The sequence below is a fragment of the Shimia sp. R9_2 genome (genome assembly GCF_017743735.1).
In the GTDB taxonomy this organism is placed as follows: domain Bacteria; phylum Pseudomonadota; class Alphaproteobacteria; order Rhodobacterales; family Rhodobacteraceae; genus Shimia.
In genome coordinates, this window is the sequence record NZ_JAGHRO010000003.1 from 401,360 (window position 1) to 418,155 (window position 16,796).

General features: G+C 57.9%; 15 protein-coding genes and 1 tRNA gene. 4 read left to right on the plus strand and 12 right to left on the minus strand.

Translation table 11 applies throughout. The annotated features are described in order from the left end of the window. Nucleotides 1-10: 10 nt before the first annotated feature. The 10 genes from J7400_RS10555 to J7400_RS10600 form a co-directional block, all read right to left on the minus strand. Nucleotides 11-3,160, minus strand: a complete 3,150-nt coding sequence (locus J7400_RS10555) for a calcium-binding protein (protein ID WP_209062887.1) — start codon at nucleotides 3,158-3,160, stop codon at nucleotides 11-13. Between the two features lie 505 nt (nucleotides 3,161-3,665). Next, a tRNA-Arg gene (locus J7400_RS10560) sits at nucleotides 3,666-3,742 on the minus strand. Between the two features lie 55 nt (nucleotides 3,743-3,797). Then, nucleotides 3,798-5,018: a cysteine desulfurase gene (locus J7400_RS10565; RefSeq protein WP_209062888.1), complete on the minus strand. Its 1,221-nt coding sequence runs from the start codon at nucleotides 5,016-5,018 to the stop codon at nucleotides 3,798-3,800. 1 nt (nucleotide 5,019) lies between these two features. Next, entirely contained in the window at nucleotides 5,020-5,601 is a 582-nt protein-coding gene (locus tag J7400_RS10570) for a YIP1 family protein (RefSeq protein ID WP_209062889.1), read from the minus strand. Continuing rightward, nucleotides 5,598-6,083: a YIP1 family protein gene (locus tag J7400_RS10575; RefSeq protein ID WP_209062890.1), complete on the minus strand. Its 486-nt coding sequence runs from the start codon at nucleotides 6,081-6,083 to the stop codon at nucleotides 5,598-5,600. The genes J7400_RS10570 and J7400_RS10575 overlap by 4 nt, the downstream gene beginning before the upstream one ends. Further along, the gene (sufD, locus tag J7400_RS10580; protein WP_209062891.1) at nucleotides 6,083-7,369 is read right to left on the minus strand and encodes a Fe-S cluster assembly protein SufD; all 1,287 of its coding nucleotides are present in this window, start codon (nucleotides 7,367-7,369) and stop codon (nucleotides 6,083-6,085) included. The genes J7400_RS10575 and sufD overlap by 1 nt, the downstream gene beginning before the upstream one ends. Further along, a complete protein-coding gene (sufC, locus tag J7400_RS10585; RefSeq protein ID WP_209062892.1) occupies nucleotides 7,369-8,124 on the minus strand; it encodes a Fe-S cluster assembly ATPase SufC in 756 nt (251 codons plus the stop codon). The genes sufD and sufC overlap by 1 nt, the downstream gene beginning before the upstream one ends. Before the next feature lie 98 nt (nucleotides 8,125-8,222). After that, complete coding sequence (gene sufB / locus J7400_RS10590; protein ID WP_209062894.1) at nucleotides 8,223-9,746, minus strand: Fe-S cluster assembly protein SufB; 1,524 nt, start codon at nucleotides 9,744-9,746, stop codon at nucleotides 8,223-8,225. Between the two features lie 36 nt (nucleotides 9,747-9,782). Next, nucleotides 9,783-10,826 (minus strand): cysteine desulfurase family protein, encoded by a 1,044-nt coding sequence (locus tag J7400_RS10595; protein ID WP_209063057.1) that lies wholly within the window; start codon nucleotides 10,824-10,826, stop codon nucleotides 9,783-9,785. Then, nucleotides 10,823-11,287, minus strand: a complete 465-nt coding sequence (locus J7400_RS10600) for an Rrf2 family transcriptional regulator (protein ID WP_209062896.1) — start codon at nucleotides 11,285-11,287, stop codon at nucleotides 10,823-10,825. The genes J7400_RS10595 and J7400_RS10600 overlap by 4 nt, the downstream gene beginning before the upstream one ends. 161 nt (nucleotides 11,288-11,448) lie before the next feature. On the opposite strand from J7400_RS10600, the gene J7400_RS10605 reads away from it, so the two are divergent. Genes J7400_RS10605 through J7400_RS10615 form a run of 3 tightly spaced genes read left to right on the plus strand, consistent with a single transcriptional unit; the run spans nucleotide 11,449 to nucleotide 12,934 of the window. Further along, nucleotides 11,449-12,105 (plus strand): alpha/beta hydrolase, encoded by a 657-nt coding sequence (locus J7400_RS10605; protein ID WP_209062898.1) that lies wholly within the window; start codon nucleotides 11,449-11,451, stop codon nucleotides 12,103-12,105. Next, nucleotides 12,105-12,356: a hypothetical protein gene (locus J7400_RS10610; protein WP_209062900.1), complete on the plus strand. Its 252-nt coding sequence runs from the start codon at nucleotides 12,105-12,107 to the stop codon at nucleotides 12,354-12,356. Before J7400_RS10605 ends, J7400_RS10610 begins: the two co-directional genes overlap by 1 nt. Beyond that, the gene (locus J7400_RS10615) at nucleotides 12,353-12,934 is read left to right on the plus strand and encodes an HD domain-containing protein (protein ID WP_209062902.1); all 582 of its coding nucleotides are present in this window, start codon (nucleotides 12,353-12,355) and stop codon (nucleotides 12,932-12,934) included. The genes J7400_RS10610 and J7400_RS10615 overlap by 4 nt, the downstream gene beginning before the upstream one ends. A 7-nt stretch (nucleotides 12,935-12,941) precedes the next feature. Here J7400_RS10615 and J7400_RS10620 read toward each other — a convergent pair whose 3' ends face one another. Both J7400_RS10620 and J7400_RS10625 read right to left on the minus strand, forming a co-directional pair. Beyond that, entirely contained in the window at nucleotides 12,942-13,505 is a 564-nt protein-coding gene (locus tag J7400_RS10620; RefSeq protein WP_209062905.1) for a hypothetical protein, read from the minus strand. Next, nucleotides 13,498-15,318, minus strand: coding sequence for a glycerophosphodiester phosphodiesterase (locus J7400_RS10625; RefSeq protein WP_209062907.1), 1,821 nt, complete (start codon nucleotides 15,316-15,318; stop codon nucleotides 13,498-13,500). Before J7400_RS10625 ends, J7400_RS10620 begins: the two co-directional genes overlap by 8 nt. A 228-nt stretch (nucleotides 15,319-15,546) precedes the next feature. Here J7400_RS10625 and J7400_RS10630 point away from each other — a divergent pair, with 228 nt between their 5' ends. Further along, on the plus strand, nucleotides 15,547-16,761 hold the full coding sequence (locus J7400_RS10630) for an NADP-dependent isocitrate dehydrogenase (protein ID WP_209062910.1): 1,215 nt from the start codon (nucleotides 15,547-15,549) through the stop codon (nucleotides 16,759-16,761). Nucleotides 16,762-16,796: the final 35 nt, after the last annotated feature.

Genomic DNA, 16,796 nt, shown 5'->3' on the forward strand with positions numbered 1-16,796 from the left:
AACAGCACTCTTAGAACAGGAAGTGGTCGCTGCTCAGATCATTGAGCTGCGCATCTTCCAAAGTGATATTGTGACTGCCCAGCGAGATCACCACATCAGCCCCGCTTTGCTTGGCGTGATTTGACATCAGGTCGGAGAAGCTCTTGATCTCTGTGACCTCAGAGAAGTCCAGCACATCCGCGTCACCATCCACGTCAAAATCGGTCACCACATCGCTGCCAAAGCCGTTGTGGAAGACAAACACATCCACGCCCATGCCACCGGTCATCCGGTCATTGCCCGCATCGCCGCGCAAAGTGTCATCACCGCCGCCGCCAATCAGCGTATCGTTGCCTGCCGCGCCGCGGATATAGTTATCCCCCGCGTCACCGGTCAGATGGTCGGAAGCCTCTTGCGATCCCACCAGCCCTTCGATGCTGACATAGGTGTCAGAGCTTGAGTTTTCGCCGGTCTGCAGGTTGGCAGTCACGCCGGTCGCATGGCCCCAATAGCTGGCGGTGTCAAAACCTTCGCCGCCGTCAAACACATCTTTGCCGTCATCATCGCGCAGATAGTCATCGCCCGCGCCACCTTCCAGCCGGTCATTGCCCTCGCCGCCATAAAGCCGGTCGGTGCCTTCACCGCCGATCAGCGTGTCATGCCCGTCATAGCCATGCAGCGAGTCATTGCCACCAGCCCCGTCCAGACGGTTTGCCACCTCATTGCCGTAGAAACGGTCGTCCGCAATATTGGAGCCAAGCAGATGCTCGATGCTGTCATAGGTGTCAGCACTGGTGTTCTTGCCGGTGGTCAGGCTCGCCGCCACACCGTATTTGTGGCCCCAGTAAGACACGGTGTCCTGTCCGGCACCACCCTCAAAGACATCCCGGCCGTTCTCATCACGCAGATAGTCATCGCCATCACCACCTCTCAGCGTGTCGTCCCCGGCGCGCCCATAGAGGCGGTCATCCCCGAAAGCACCATAGAGCAGATTGTCACCACGGCTGCCTACCAGCGTGTCATTGGCTTCATTGGATCCGTAGAGATTTTCGATGCTGTCATAAGTATCAGAGCTGTTGTTCTTGCCGGTGTGCAGATCAACATAAACGCCGTAGTGGTGCCCCCAATAAGAGGCCGTGTCATTGCCAGCGCCACCGACGAACTCATCACGACCGTTTTCATCGCGCAGATAGTCATCGCCATCCCCGCCGATCAGCAGGTCATCGCCGCTGCCGCCATAAAGCCGATCCGCACCGTCGCGCCCTTCCAAACGGTCGTCGTTGCGCCCCCCAATAACGGTGTCATCGCCGGTGCCGCCCACCAGGAAATCATCCCCGTCGCGCCCGTTGATATAGTCGTCCCCCCCGCTGCCATCAAAGCCGTCCTCACCGTCACCACCTTCGAGAACTTCTGCGGAATTGGTGCCGAAGATGACATCTTCATGCACGATGGTGATTTCAATCACCTCATAGGGGTTGAGCGTCGCCGTCAGGTTGGAAACATCGCTGCCAAGCGCCTGCTGCGAGACATCGGTGACCGAACCCGTGACATCGGTTTCCGTCGCGAAATAGAAATCATTCAGGCTGGTTGCACGCGACACACCGGGACGCAACAGAATGTCCTGCGGCTGCGGCAAATAGGTTTTAATGTTGCCGCCAACAGTCTTGATCAGACTGTCATCCCAGGCATCTCCCAGAACATCGCGCAGCGCATTCAGCTCAGCCTGATCAATGGTCCGCCGCGGGTTACGCGAGGCCAGATCGCCATATTCGTCATAGGCCGCATTGTCGCTCAAACCGTCCGAGGTTGCCGCGTCAAAGCCGATCAGCCGCCCGCTCCAGCTTTCGGCCATACCCGCAAGATCAGACAGATCGAGCGTAAAGTCCTGGCCAAAATTTTCGCTGTGAGAGGTCACATAGACAACCGTCCGGTAACCGTTGGTAAAGGCATTCACCTCCAACTGCGTCGGATCAAAGCCCCCCAGGCTGACGGCATACATCGCGCCGTTCTCCGGGTGCAGGCTCTCGGTCATCAGTTTCAGCGCAACACCCGCGGGGGTCAACTCAACCGGACCAGCATCATTGTTGCCACCCGCAATCGCGGAGGCAGTGTTGTGGCGGATGGTCCAGAAATCCGCCCCATCGACACCCAGCTCCACCATGCTGTGGAACTGCTCCACAATCGCACCAGCCGCGCGCAGGCCGAGATAGGACCAATGGCCGATTTCGACGTTCCATTCCGTAAGCTGCAGATCGAGGTCCTGAGGGATCAGTCCCTCCCAAGTTGCCAGACGCAGATCGAGGTTCTTCAGCTCTGAACGGCTGGCGGCAGGGCTGAGGTCATAGCCGTCCACCTCATCATCAAAGTAGTAGTGCGCAATCACCCCGTCTACGGCACCAGAGGCACTATCTGTCTGGAAGCCATTGGTGATATCGCGGTCGGCATCCAACTGCTCAATGAGCTCAAGATTGCCCTTCACGATGCGTTTTTCAAAACCGCTCAGGCTGCGATAATAGTCTTCGCCAGATTGCGCGTCAGACCAATCCGCCGGCCGCACGTCGCGGTCCCAATGCTGCATGGCCGCAATTGCATCTTCATCCGAAATGCTCCCAAAGCTGCCGCCTTTGTAGTTGGAGCCATCCCCGACCACATTGGAGCTCTGCACCCAGATATCGGGCTGATAGCCATTGATCGAAGCTCCGCTCAGGCCACGTGCAATGTCATGGGCGTATTCGCCGTATTCTCTCTCATCAATGTGCTGCCAGAATTCATTGCCGATTTCATAGCCGACAATCAGCTCCGCCTTGTCGCCCATATACTGCAGCATCAGGTTGGCCCAATCGCGCACATCCTGCTGATTTGCGTTCTCAGGAGACAGCGCAGGCACCACCAAAGTGGTCCGGTTGCCGGTCTCCATCACCCAGTCGAGATAATTCCGCAGATCTTCGCGCAGCTGATCCGTGCCGCTTTCAGAGCGGTCCAACTCAATGATGTTCTCGCTCGCAGCGCGGCCACCGGGATAGCGCAGTCTTGTGGAGCCCAGAACGTCAATGGCATCAGAAAACTCGTCTGTGGGGACGCCATTGACCTCATTGGTTGTGCCAAGGAGGTTGGCTCCAAACATGTCCGCGCGCACTTCGACTGGCGCACTACTGCGATCCACAGTAATGGTGATAGGCATCAAACTGTCCTCAGACTGAGTATTAGTGCGCGGCGCGTCCTGCGACCTGCTGTGCGGCGCTACGTCCGCCTAACGGCATAGCGTCCTGGCTATGCGGCTTGCTCTTGGCAAAGCTGTACTGCTTGAGAAACATGACTGTGTCCCCACGATAAGGCCTTCCCAGGCCGTTACAAATCCCACCTCTATTGGTAGGACTTTCCGCTTAACGAAGCCAAAACATTGAATTTTCAAGTTCTCTCAAATTTGCAGAGAACTAAAAAATTGGCGATTGCTAGACGTAAGCCACTGTAAATAATTGGATTTTCAAAGTGCAACAATTCGCCAGAGAATTGCATCCTATTGTCAAAATTTTAAGAAGATGCTGATCGCCCAATTCTTGCCACATTCTAAACACACGAGCGACTCACTGCCTCAACCTGGCTGACACAATCGATCTGACTGCCACAAAAACACCCCATTAGGGCGAGTCGCAGATTCGGTTCACGAGAGTTTTTTGTAGGAGAGATGGCGCACCCAGAAGGATTCGAACCTTCGACCTTCGCCTTCGGAGGGCGACACTCTATCCAGCTGAGCTATGGGTGCTTCCAAAACGGGGTATAGCCAGTGTGGCTACGCCCCGCAATCGCAAAATGCGTGGTTAGGCAAAGAGTTCGTGGGCGAGTTCGAGCGCATCCACCAGCACATCCACCTCTTCTGTGGTGTTATAAAGGCCAAAGCTGGCGCGGCAGGTGGCCGACACACCCAGATGATCCATCAGCGGCCCGGCACAGTGGTGCCCTGCCCGCACAGCCACACCTTTTTTGTCCAGAATGGTGGAGATGTCATGCGCGTGCGCTGCGCCATCCAGCGTGAAGCTGAAGATCGCCGCCTTATCCGCCGTTGTGCCCTGCACCTGCAGCCAATTCAGCCCGGAGAGCTTCTGCACCGCATAGTCCCGCAGCGAGGCCTCATGTGCGGCGATGTTCTCCATGCCGAGATCCATCATATACTCCAGCGCCACGCCCAGACCGATGGTCTGCACAATGCCCGGTGTACCTGCTTCAAACTTCATTGGCGGATCATTGTAGATGACAGCTTCTTTGCTGACTTCCTTGATCATGTCGCCGCCCCCGATAAAGGGGCGCATCTCCGCCATGCGTTCTGCCTTACAGTAGATCGCGCCGGAGCCGGACGGGCCATAAAGCTTGTGCCCGGTGATCGCATAGAAATCGCAGTCGATGTCCTGCACGTCCACAGGCGCGTGAACCGAGCCCTGAGAGCCGTCCACCAGCACCGGCACGCCTTTTTCATGGGCTGCAGCGGTGATGGTTTTCACATCCACCATGGTGCCCAGTACGTTGGAACACTGCGTGATGGCGACAAGCTTGGTCTTGGGGCCAATGGCGTCAATCACCGCCTGCGGGTCCAGCGCACCGGTTGCGTCCACATCCACCCATTTGATCACCACGCCCTGACGCTCGCGCAGGAAATGCCACGGCACAATATTGGCGTGGTGCTCCATCACCGACAGAACAATCTCATCGCCAGCTTCCATCCGCGGCATCGCCCAGCCATAGGCCACCATATTGATGCCTTCGGTGGTGCCGGAATTCAGGACGATCTCATCCTCGCTCTTGGCGTTCAGGAACTTAGCAATGATGCCCCGCACGGCCTCATATTTGTCGGTCGCCAGATTGGACAGATAGTGCAAACCGCGGTGCACATTGGCGTATTCATCAGCATAGGCCTGCGTGACCGCATCAATCACCACCTTGGGCTTTTGCGCGGAGGCCCCATTGTCCAGATACACCAGCGGCTTTCCATTCACCTCACGGCTGAGGATCGGAAAATCAGCGCGGATTTTATTGACGTCATACATGTTAGGACATCCCAATTGCGGTTGCGGCAGTCAGTGACAGCAGCATGGTCATTCCGAGCACAAGGCCCAATGAGGTAAAAAGCAGCAGCACGAAGGTTTTGCCAAGGCTGCCGATGCCATGGATCACATTGACGAAATGCAACACGATCCAGATCGAATAGAGCCCCACGCCAAGCGACAGCAGCAACGCGAAGTTTGGCAGCAAAACCATAAGGATAAGCACAAACAATTGAACCACGAAACGCATATACTGCAGCCAGCCCATGGCCAGCAGCAGATCGTCAAACCGCCCGCGTCCACCAATCGCGCGACCGCCCCAGAAGAAGGCAAAGATCAGCACAATCAGCCCACCGCCCATGGCAAAGGCATAGAGGAACGGCGCATTCAGCAGAGGTGTGGCAAACTCTTCAGGCGCGGGGAAAATGGCCAGCGTCAGGAAATGAGCAAACACATTCAGCAGGATGCCCAGAAAGAGGATCATCCAGCCAATTTGGCGTGCCACCGGGCGGCTCATGATCGCCAAGGCCGCCTCCGCAGGGTCACGGATCGTGAGCCAGAACAAAGCGCTCAATTGGTCTTTCATGCGTCTACCCTGCCCGCCTCAATCAATCCGGAAAACCAGATCCACAGAAACACCGCAAACCACAAGCCCCCCACGATGGTCAAGGCGGTGCCCTCACCGATGAAGCCCTCCACAAGCCCCACCAAAAGATAGAGCGGGCCGGTGGCGATCATCGCCCAGAACAGCGACATGCGCGCACCAAAGGCGCTTTGCTTACGTCCAACGGTGCGCAGGATCAGATGTGTCACATAGGCCAGAACATAGGCACAAAGCGGCAAAATGAACAAAAGCGCAAAAAGGCTGCCCCCCAGAAGCGGGTTCAGCTCGATCTGCTCAAAATGAGCTTGTCGCGCAAGCGCAGGCCAGCGCGATACAAAAATGACCGCGCAAGCGGCCATGAGGATCGCGAAAGCGCGATCCTCTCGTTCTCCCATTGCAAGCAATCTGCGCACCACGGAGCGTGGTGCGCGATAGCTCGCAACAATGTCTTGCGTGATTGACATCAGTGGTGACGACGCTCCAGCCAGCCTTGAAGACGCTCAATCAGCGCCTCACGCAGCTCTTCGCTTTCGACCTCATCCACCGCTTCGGCCACAAAGGACATCACCAACAGATCAGTTGCAATGTCTTTGGGCACGCCGCGCGCACGCAGATAGAAGAGCGCATCTTCGTCGATCGCACCCGAGGTGGAGCCGTGTGAACAGGCCACATCATCGGCGTAGATCTCAAGCTCTGGCTTGGCGAGGAACTGGCTATCTTCATCCAGCAGAAGCGACTGGCTGATCTGATAGCCATCGGTCTTCTGTGCGCCTGCTTTCACGAGGATCTTGCCCTGGAAGGTGCCAACCGCGCTATTGCGCAGCACCTTTTTGAACACCTGACGGCTTTCACAGTTCAGCGCATCATGGGTCACAAACACCGTGTCATCATGGTGGAACTCACCGTCACCCAGACACGCACCTGCCACATGGGCCACCGCGTCATCCCCGGTCAGCTCCAGCACAGCTTCGTTGCGGGTCAGACGGCCGTTCACAGTCAGCGTGAAGGATTTGAACACGCTTTCAGTGCCCAGACGCCCAAACAGATGGGTCACCGCACGGCGCTCGTGATCACGGCCCTGCGCCCGCACATGGTGGAACGCCGCCCCATCCGCCACATCCACTTCCATGGATTTGTTGAAACGCGCCGCTGCCGGGCCGTTTTCCAGGATGGTCACTTCCGCACCGGCATCCAGTTTTACAACATGGTGCAGGATCGCATCAGAGGTGGTTTCCTTGTGGCGGTAGATCAGGTTCACAGGTTTGCTCACCTTGCCGGTCACATGGATCACCACACCGTCGGTGGCAAAGGCCGTGTTCATGGCCGCCATCGGGCGCTCAACCGGATCCTGACCTTTGGCTTCCAGATGCCCATAAAGGTCTTTGGCCCAGTGAATGTCCTTGCTCGCCACATCCGCCAGACGCTCGATGCTCAGGCCTTCACCGGCCAGTTCATCAGAGGCATCCGCGTCAAACACACCGTCCACAAAGACAACCTTGATGCGGTCAAAATTGTCAAACAGCGGCGCTTCACCGGTTTCAAACACAGCCGCCTCAGGCGCCTCTGCTTGGGTCAGAGTGTCCGGGCGGGTGAACTTCCAGTATTCGTCGCGACGATCCGGCAGACCCATTGCCTTGAGACGGCTCAGCGCCGCCTCACGTGCCTCAGTGGCCCACTGGCCACCGGCCGGCAGGCTCAGCCCGTCCAGCCGCGCCGCCGTTGCCTCTTGTTTCTTTGCCAAAGCGGCCATTATGCCACCTCCGCCAGAATGTCGGCATAGCCGTTCTTTTCAACTTCCAGCGCCAGCTCTGGGCCACCGGTCTTCACAATGCGGCCGTTTGCCATGATGTGCACAACGTCCGGTTTGATGTGGTCCAGCAGACGCTGATAGTGGGTGATCACAAGGAAACCACGGCCTTCATCACGCAGCGCGTTCACACCCTCAGACACCAGCTTCATCGCATCCACATCCAGACCAGAGTCAGTCTCATCAAGGATGCACATCTTTGGCGCAAGCATCGCCATCTGCAGGATCTCGTTGCGCTTCTTCTCACCACCGGAGAAGCCCACGTTCACCGGACGCTTCAGCATATCCGCGTCGATTTTCAGGGTCTTCGCCTTGGCACGCACCTCTTTGAGGAAGTCCGCCGCAGAGAGCTCTTCTTCGCCACGTGCCTTGCGCTGTGCGTTTACCGCGGTGCGCAGGAAGGTCATGTTACCAACACCGGGGATTTCCACCGGATATTGGAACGCCAGAAACAGACCAGCCGCCGCACGTTCTTCCGCTTCCATCTCCAGCAGATCTTCGCCCTCAAGGGTCGCTTCGCCGTCGGTGACCTCATAGCCGTCTTTGCCGGACAGAACATAAGACAGGGTGGATTTGCCGGAGCCGTTCGGGCCCATGATCGCATGCACCTTGCCCGCTTCGACTTTCAGATCCACACCTTTCAGGATCTGCTTGTCTTCTTCTTCCAGTTTGACCTTCAGGCCTTTGATTTCCAACATTTTCTATTCCTCAGAACTTCTTCGAGCGCGCGCGCCCGGTCATAACTTTTGGGGAGAAGGCGCCGCTTTTGAGCCGCCGCGCCCTCAAACAGGCGGTATCAGCCCACAGAGCCTTCCAACGAGATCGCCACAAGCTGCTGCGCTTCCATGGCGAATTCCATCGGCAGCGCCTGAAGCACTTCCTTGGCAAAGCCGTTCACGATCAGCGCCACGGCCTCTTCCTCGTCCATGCCCCGCTGGCGGCAGTAGAACATCTGTTCATCATCCACCTTGGAGGTTGTCGCCTCGTGCTCGACACGGGAAGAATTGTTCTTCACCTCGATGTAAGGCACCGTGTGCGCCCCGCATTTATCGCCGATCAGCAGGCTGTCACACTGCGTGTAGTTCCGGCTGTTCTTGGCTTTCGGGTGCATGGAGACCAGACCGCGATAGGTGTTCTGCGCCACACCTGCGCTGATGCCTTTGGAGACAATGCGCGATTTGGTGTTTTTGCCCAGATGGATCATCTTGGTGCCGGTGTCGGCCTGCTGGTGGTTGTTGGTGATCGCAATCGAGTAGAACTCGCCCTGGCTGTCATCGCCACGCAGAATGCAGGACGGGTATTTCCAGGTCACGGCAGAGCCGGTTTCCACCTGTGTCCACATCACTTTGGAACGGTCGCCACGGCAATCCGCGCGCTTGGTCACAAAGTTGTAGATACCACCTTTACCATTCTCATCACCGGGATACCAGTTCTGAACGGTGGAGTATTTCACCTCAGCGTCTTCCTCGATGATGATTTCCACCACCGCGGCGTGCAGCTGGCTGGTGTCACGCTGAGGCGCGGTACAGCCTTCCAGATAAGACACGTAAGAGCCTTTGTCCGCGATGATCAGCGTGCGCTCAAACTGGCCGGTGTTTTCCGCGTTGATACGGAAATAGGTGGACAGCTCCATCGGGCAGCGCACACCGGGCGGCACATAAACAAACGAGCCGTCAGAGAACACGGCGCTGTTGAGCGTCGCATAGAAGTTGTCGCTCACCGGCACCACGGAGCCGAGGTATTTCTTCACCAGCTCAGGATGCTCGCGGATCGCCTCGGAGATCGAGCAGAAGATCACGCCCGCTTCTTTCAGCTCTTTCTGGAAGGTTGTGCCCACGGAAACCGAGTCAAACACCGCATCCACAGCCACCTTGCGGCCTTCTGCAGGGGCGTTCTCAGCACCTTCGACACCTGCCAAAATCATCTGTTCTTTCAGAGGGATACCGAGCTTTTCGTAAGTGGCCAGCAGCTTGGGGTCCACCTCATCCAGAGACTTTGGCTTCTCTTCCATGCTTTTGGGGCGCGCATAGTAGTACTGATCCTGAAAATCCACCTCATGATAGTCCAGCATCGCCCAATCGGGTTCTTCCTTGGTCAGCCAGCGCTGATACGCCTCAAGCCGCCATTCGGTCATCCACTCAGGCTCTTCGTTCTTCTCGGAAATCAAGCGAACGATGTCAGGGGTCAGCCCTTTTGGGGCATATTCCATCTCGATCTCGGTTTCCCAACCGTATTTGTATTTGCCGCCCACTTCACGCACGGCATCTACGGTTTCCTGATCGACGCCTTCTTTTACTTGCGTCTGGTCGATTGCCGCCATCTGCTACTCCTATGTGTTCGCTGCCCTGCCGTGTTCTTATGCAGAACGGGCAAGGTGTTTCCTCTGGACGGAGAGCCAAGCATCGGCAAACCCCATCACATCGTTCTCTGTTGTTACGGGCCCCAAGCTGACCCGGATTGCACTCGCGGCTGTGGGTTCATCAAACCCCATTGCGGTCAGCACCTTGCTCGCCCGGACTTTGCCCGACGAACAGGCTGAACCGGCAGACACCGCAAAGCCTGCCAAATCCATCTGCATGACCTGCGTCTCTCCCTTCCAGCCGGGGGTCGCAATGCAGCTTGTGTTGGGCAGACGTTTTGCACCCTGCCCCACAAAGATGGTGTCAGAGGTCTCGCTCGCAAGACGTGCCTCCAACATATCGCGCAACTCGGCCACGCGGTCCCAAACGCCGTTGGCCAGATCACGCGCCGCCGCGCTCGCTGCGGCCGCAAAGCCTGCTGCGCCAATGACGTTTTCGGTACCAGCACGACGGCCCATTTCCTGACCACCACCCAAAAGCTGCGCAGGCACGTCCGTGCCGCGTCTCACCACCAGCGCGCCAATGCCTTTGGGGCCACCCAGCTTATGGGCCGAGATCAGCGCCATCTGCGCGCCGCTCCAGTTAAACGCCAGCGGCAGCTTGCCAAAGGCCTGCGTCATATCGCTGACCGCTAGCCCTTCGGGCAGATCCTGCACAATGCCGGTTTCCGAATTGGCCAGCTGCACGCAGCTTTGGCTCGGGTCTTCAATCGCAACGCGCCCGCCGCCATCCACAGGCAAGGTGCCGGAGGTCCAGGCCGCAACAGCATCATGCTCCACGTCAGCACCAAGCAAATCTCGCCCGCGCAGCGCCAAAGCCGCAGCCTCGGTGGCGCTGGAGGTAAAAATCACATCCGCCCCATCCGCCCCAAAGGCTGTCGCGATCTCTGCCCGCGCGCGCTCCAAAAGGCTCTTGGCCGCGCGCCCCTCGGCATGCACGGAGGATGGGTTGCCCACCACATCCATCGCCGCGATCATCGCGTCCTTGGCCTCCTGCCGGATCGGCGTGGTGGCATTATGATCCAAATAGGCGCGCATCAGGCTTCTTCATCCACAACCGCAAACAAGGTTGGGACCGCCGGACATGGCGCAAGATCGTTCTGCACGATGTCAGACAGGCGTGTCTGATGCAGAAACACATAAACATGTGCCGACAGACCTTCCCAAAGGCGGTTTGCCATCGACTGTGCCCGCGATCCGCTGGACCCGCCGCTCGCGCCGGCACCGGTGTGCAGCGCTGACACGGTTTCATCCACCGCCGCCAGAATATCCGCCGTGCGAATCTCAGACGCGCTGCGCGCCAAACGATACCCGCCGCCCGGGCCGCGCACAGATTCAACCAGCCCGGCCCGGCGCAGCTTCACAAACAGCTGTTCCAGATACGGCAGGGAAATGTCCTGACGCTTCGCAATCTCATTGAGGCTCACGAGGTTCTCTGGCGGCTGCAATGCAATATCCGCCAACGCAACCACCGCATAGCGTCCTTTTGTCGACAGTTTCATGACAGACCCCTTCGAACTGATTGACCTCGGCCACTTCTGAGCTTAAGTCGCTAGAACCTGCACGGCGCACAAGCGCCACACGATTTAGAAGCGTTCTAAGGTGATAGAGGGATTTCGTCAAGAATTCCCGGCCACCTTTCTGAGGGAGATTGACGACAAACATGCCTGAGGTGATTTTTCCAGGACCAGAAGGCCGCCTCGAAGGCCGCTACCACCCGCAGAAAGAAAAAGACGCCCCCATCGCCATCGTTTTGCATCCGCATCCGCAATTTGGCGGCACGATGAACAACAAGGTCGTCTACAATCTGCACTACGCATTCTACAACATGGGGTTCACCGTTTTGCGGTTTAACTTCCGTGGTGTTGGCCGGTCTCAGGGCGAATACGACCAGGGCGTGGGTGAGCTGTCTGATGCGGCCTCCGCACTCGACTATCTGCAGTCGATGAACAACAACTCCAAGCACTGCTGGGTTGCTGGCTTCTCCTTTGGTGCCTGGATCGGCATGCAGCTTCTGATGCGCCGTCCGGAAATCACCGGCTTCATCTCCGTGGCCCCGCCTGCCAACATGTATGATTTCTCCTTCCTCGCGCCCTGCCCGAGCTCTGGCCTGATCATCAACGGCAAGAACGACCGTGTGGCGCCTCCGGCAGAAACCCATACGCTTGTGAACAAACTTCACGAGCAAAAAGGCATCACCATCACGCACACCGAAATCGACGGTGCCGGCCACTTCTTTGAAACCGATGAGTATATGGATCAGCTCACCGGCAATGTGACCGACTACGTGAAGCGTCGTCTGACGGAAAGCACCCGCTGATGAGCTCTTCGCTGGAGACGCTGGCGGCCAAACTTGCCGAAGACACCCTCAAAGCCCAGAAAGAGCTGGGCGATGAGCGCCTCTTTGTGGAAGTTGGAAATATGCTGGCGGCGTCTTCGCAGTCTCTTGAAGAGGCCTTTCTGACCGAGATCCGCGTGCGCATGTCCGAGGAAAAAGCGCGCGCCTTTCTGGTGAACAAAGTCAAAGCCGCCCGTGCGGCCAAAGCAGCAGCGGAAACAAAGCCCACATGAGTGATCGTCTCAGCCAGCAAATTGCCTTTCTGACTGAGGCGGACAAACTCAAATCTGTATATCGGGCCACCAAGGTGCTCGATGGCCACCGCAAAGAAGACAGCGGCAGCCACAGCTGGCACATCGCGCTTTATGCGATGATCCTGGCCGAACATTCCAATCGTGACATCAACATCGACCGCGTGATCCGCATGCTGTTGATCCACGATCTTGTGGAAATCGATGTGGGCGACAGCCCCATCCACGGCGATCATGACATTGCCGCGATGGAGGCCGCCGAAAGCGCCGCCGCAGATCGCATCTTTGGCCTTTTGCCTGCCGATCAAGCCAATGAATTCCGTGCCTTATGGGATGAATTTGAAGCTGCCGAAAGTGATGACGCGGTCTTTGCCAAAAGCATTGATCGGGTCCAGCCGGTGATTGGCAACCTAGAAACCGACGGCGGCACATGGCCAGAATACAACGTCACCCGCCAGCAGCTCGAAGACCGCGTCGGCTGGAAAGTGGCCAAAGGGGCGCCCGCGATTTGGGATCACCTCATGGCCCGCATTGCCGCGTGGTTTGAAAGTCGCGCCTAAGCGCAGCTTACCAGCATTGCGGCCAGCCATAGCCCCAGCGCCAGGACAGCCCTGAGCACGGCCACCCGCCTAGGCGCACGGCCTCATACATCCGCTGACTGACAAAAGTGATGATCGCCGCCACTTCCTCAGCCTCGCGCCCGTATTGCGCCGCCAAGGCCGCACTGTCGCGTTGCCCGACGTCTTGCACACAGCTGCGCAGCGCCTCATCCGCCTGCAGGCGCGCCCAGTAACCGGCCTCCGGCGCGGGATCTTCTCCACCCAGATGATACGCCCGATCATGGGTCACACAACACGCATGCCACGGCGCCTGCGTTTCAAAGACCTCATAAAACCAGGGTGATTGCTCTGCCAGCGCTTCCCAAGCGGCGGACATGCCCCCCGAACACCCGTCTGAGGTGAAGGGCTGCAACGCATCTGGATCGCTGTCCCGCACCAATTCCAATCGGCTGTGCCGCCAGATTTCCACCTTGGCCGGAAAGGCAAACCGCGCCGCATCACGCTCATCCGCGAAACTCACATGGCCCGGCACATATGCAGCCAAAAGGCACAGGCCCAACCGTTTAAGCATCCTCATCGCCCTGCTCTGGCAGATCCAGCCCAATGCGCCCCGCCATGCCAAGGATCGCCCGTTCAATGCCACTCAGCGTCTTGCGCTCTGCCAGCACCTGCCGCGCCAAGGCCGGCTCATCCGTGATCAAACCGTCCACCCCCAGCGACAGCATGCCTGACATCGACAGCGCATCATTGACCGTCCAGACATAGACGGGCTTGCCCACCGCCTGCGCGGATTTCACCAGATCAAGCGACACGGTCGCGCTGTTCACCGCCAGAAAATCCGCATCCAGCTTCCACATATTGCCAAGCGCAGCCGAGGCCAGCAGGCCCACCGACCACTCCGGGCGCAGCCCATGTATCTTTTGCACCGCATCATATTTCAGCGACATCAACTGCACCTGCTCCACCATGCCGGTCTCTTCGACAATATCGACCACCCGCTGCTCCAACTGTTGATCACGGCCGTAGTATTTCAGCTCAATGATCACCCCGGCTTTGTCTTTCGCCGCCAAAAGAACATCGCGCAACAGCGGAACACGCTCTTCAGCAAAGGCCGGATCATACCAGCTGCCGATGTCGATCTCCTCCAGATCCGCCAAGGTGGCGTCCCAGATCTTTATGGGATTGCCCGCAAGCTTCATGAAATCGCTGTCATGCATCACCACCACCGCGCCATCGACGGTTTCCTGCACGTCGATCTCAATCCAGTCAGCCTGATCTTCAATCGCCTTCATCACCGAGGCCATGGTGTTTTCCGGGCGCGCGCCTGCCGCGCCGCGATGGGCAATCACCGCCACCGGTCGTGTCTGATCAACGCGCGCCAGCTCCAGCACCCCCGCACCACCAAGGCCCGCAGACCCGGCGGCCACGGCCACCACCGCGATCAACAGCCCGCGTGGTGCAAGCGCTTGGCGCTCTGCCTTGCTGTCGGGCCATTCCGAAGCATCCAAAAAGGTCACCGCCAATGCGCCGGTGGTCCAGGACGTCAGAAGCAAATTCAAAAGCGACCAGCAAGCAACTGAAACCAATAAGAAAGCCGCGGTTGCACGCAGGTTCTCAGACAGCACATGCAGCCCCGCTTGCAGCCCAAACGCCACAACGCCAAGCACCAGCGCACTCACCAGCGCGCCAATCAGCGCCCATGCAATGATCTGAAGCGCAAACGCCATGCGCTTGCCTGTCATCATCCCTTTGCTCTCTCTGATCGCATCTGCTGGCGCCATGCTCTCAAACAGCACCAATGGCAGCGACAGAACCCAACCCAGACTGCGCCACAGCATCACCCCCGCCATGACAGCCAGCGTCGCGGCGATCACCAAAACGGCACGCTGAAACTCCGGCGGGCGCTTGCTGAGGTAATAGTTGATGTCATAGGCACTCAGCCAATACCAAAACGCCAGCCCCGCCACCGCGAGGAAAGGCAAGGCAAGCGCCAGAAGTCTCAAGGCAATCTGCACCGCCAGCCCCAGAACCGCAGGCAAGCGCGGCATCACCAGATCGATGCCATCCCAAAGCCCGTGTGATTTGCCCACCCGGTCCCTGAGTGCCACCGCCATCATGAACGACAGGTTCAGAGTCAGCAGCACAAGCGTCATGCCAATCAGCAAAAGCCCCGCCACAAACCCCACCGGAGACAGCAGGAAATACGCGATGTCAAAATCCGCGAGCGCCGGTTTGCCGGAGAGCTTCAAGGCCAGAAAAATCGCACCCGCCATCATCGGTGTGAACACAGCCGCCAACAGCAGATTGAAAACCAGATGGGATTTCACAAAAGGCACCCGCAAGCGCCAGGAGTCGCCATAATGTCTTAAGACTTCTGTTGTCATATGCGGCTCAGGCTCCCAATGGCGTTAATCAATGGCCACATGTTATCCTTGCACGTGGGTGCGGTCGAGATGCCTTCTCGCCAACCCGCAGCGCTCCCGCGGCACCGCAAGGCAAAGACTTCTCCGGATGTTACGAATTTTTAGTATACTATTGCATACAATACTTTCAAATCGGCCTGACTTCCGCTAAGGAAGCGGCAAGAAGGACTCGGCTCACAGGAGACCCCCATGACCAAGATCAAAGTTGATAACCCGATCGTCGAAATGGACGGCGATGAGATGACCCGCATCATGTGGCAGTTCATCAAAGACAAGCTCATCCTGCCCTATCTCGATCTCGATCTGCTCTATTATGATCTCGGCATCGAAGAACGTGACCGCACCAACGACCAGATCACCATCGACGCCGCCGAAAAAACCAAAGAGGTCGGCGTTGCGGTGAAATGCGCGACCATCACACCCGATGAGCAGCGCGTGGAGGAATTTGGCCTCAAACAGATGTGGCGCAGCCCCAATGGCACCATCCGCAACATTCTCGGCGGTGTGGTCTTCCGCCAGCCAATCATCTGCCGCAACGTGCCCCGCCTTGTTCCGGGCTGGACCTCGCCCATCGTTGTGGGCCGCCACGCTTTTGGCGATCAGTACAAAGCCACTGATTTCACCTTCCCGGGCGCGGGCAAGCTGACCATGAAATTTGTCGGCGAAGACGGCACCGTGATCGAAAAAGAAGTCTATGACGCGCCATCCGCAGGCGTCTATCAAGCGATGTACAACCTCGACAGCTCGATCGTCGACTTTGCACGCGCCTCGCTGAACTACGGCCTCAACTTGGGCTGGCCGGTGTATCTCTCCACCAAGAACACCATCCTGAAAGCCTACGACGGCCGCTTCAAAGACCTGTTCCAGAAGGTCTATGAGGAAGAGTTTGAAGAGAAATTCAAAGCCGCCGGAATCTGGTATGAGCACCGCCTGATCGACGACATGGTCGCCTGCGCCATGAAGTGGAACGGCAAATTTGTCTGGGCCTGCAAAAACTACGATGGCGACGTGCAGTCTGACACCGTGGCACAGGGCTTTGGCTCACTCGGCCTGATGACCAGCCAGCTGATGACCCCGGATGGCAAGATCGTGGAGGCAGAGGCGGCCCATGGCACCGTCACCCGCCACTATCGTCAGCACCAGAAGGGCGAAGCCACCTCCACCAACTCGATCGCCTCGATCTACGCTTGGACTGGCGGCCTGAAGCACCGCGCCAAACTCGACAACAACATCGCCCTGCGCGCCTTTGCCGAAACGCTGGAGCGTGTGATCATCGAAACCGTGGAAAGCGGCTATATGACCAAAGATCTGGCCTTGCTGGTGGGTCCCGATCAGGGCTGGCTCACCACCATGGGCTTCCTTGAGAAGATCAACGAGAATCTCAACAAGGCGCTTGCCGCGTAACGTTTGAGAGGGCGCCTCATACGGGCGCCTTTTCT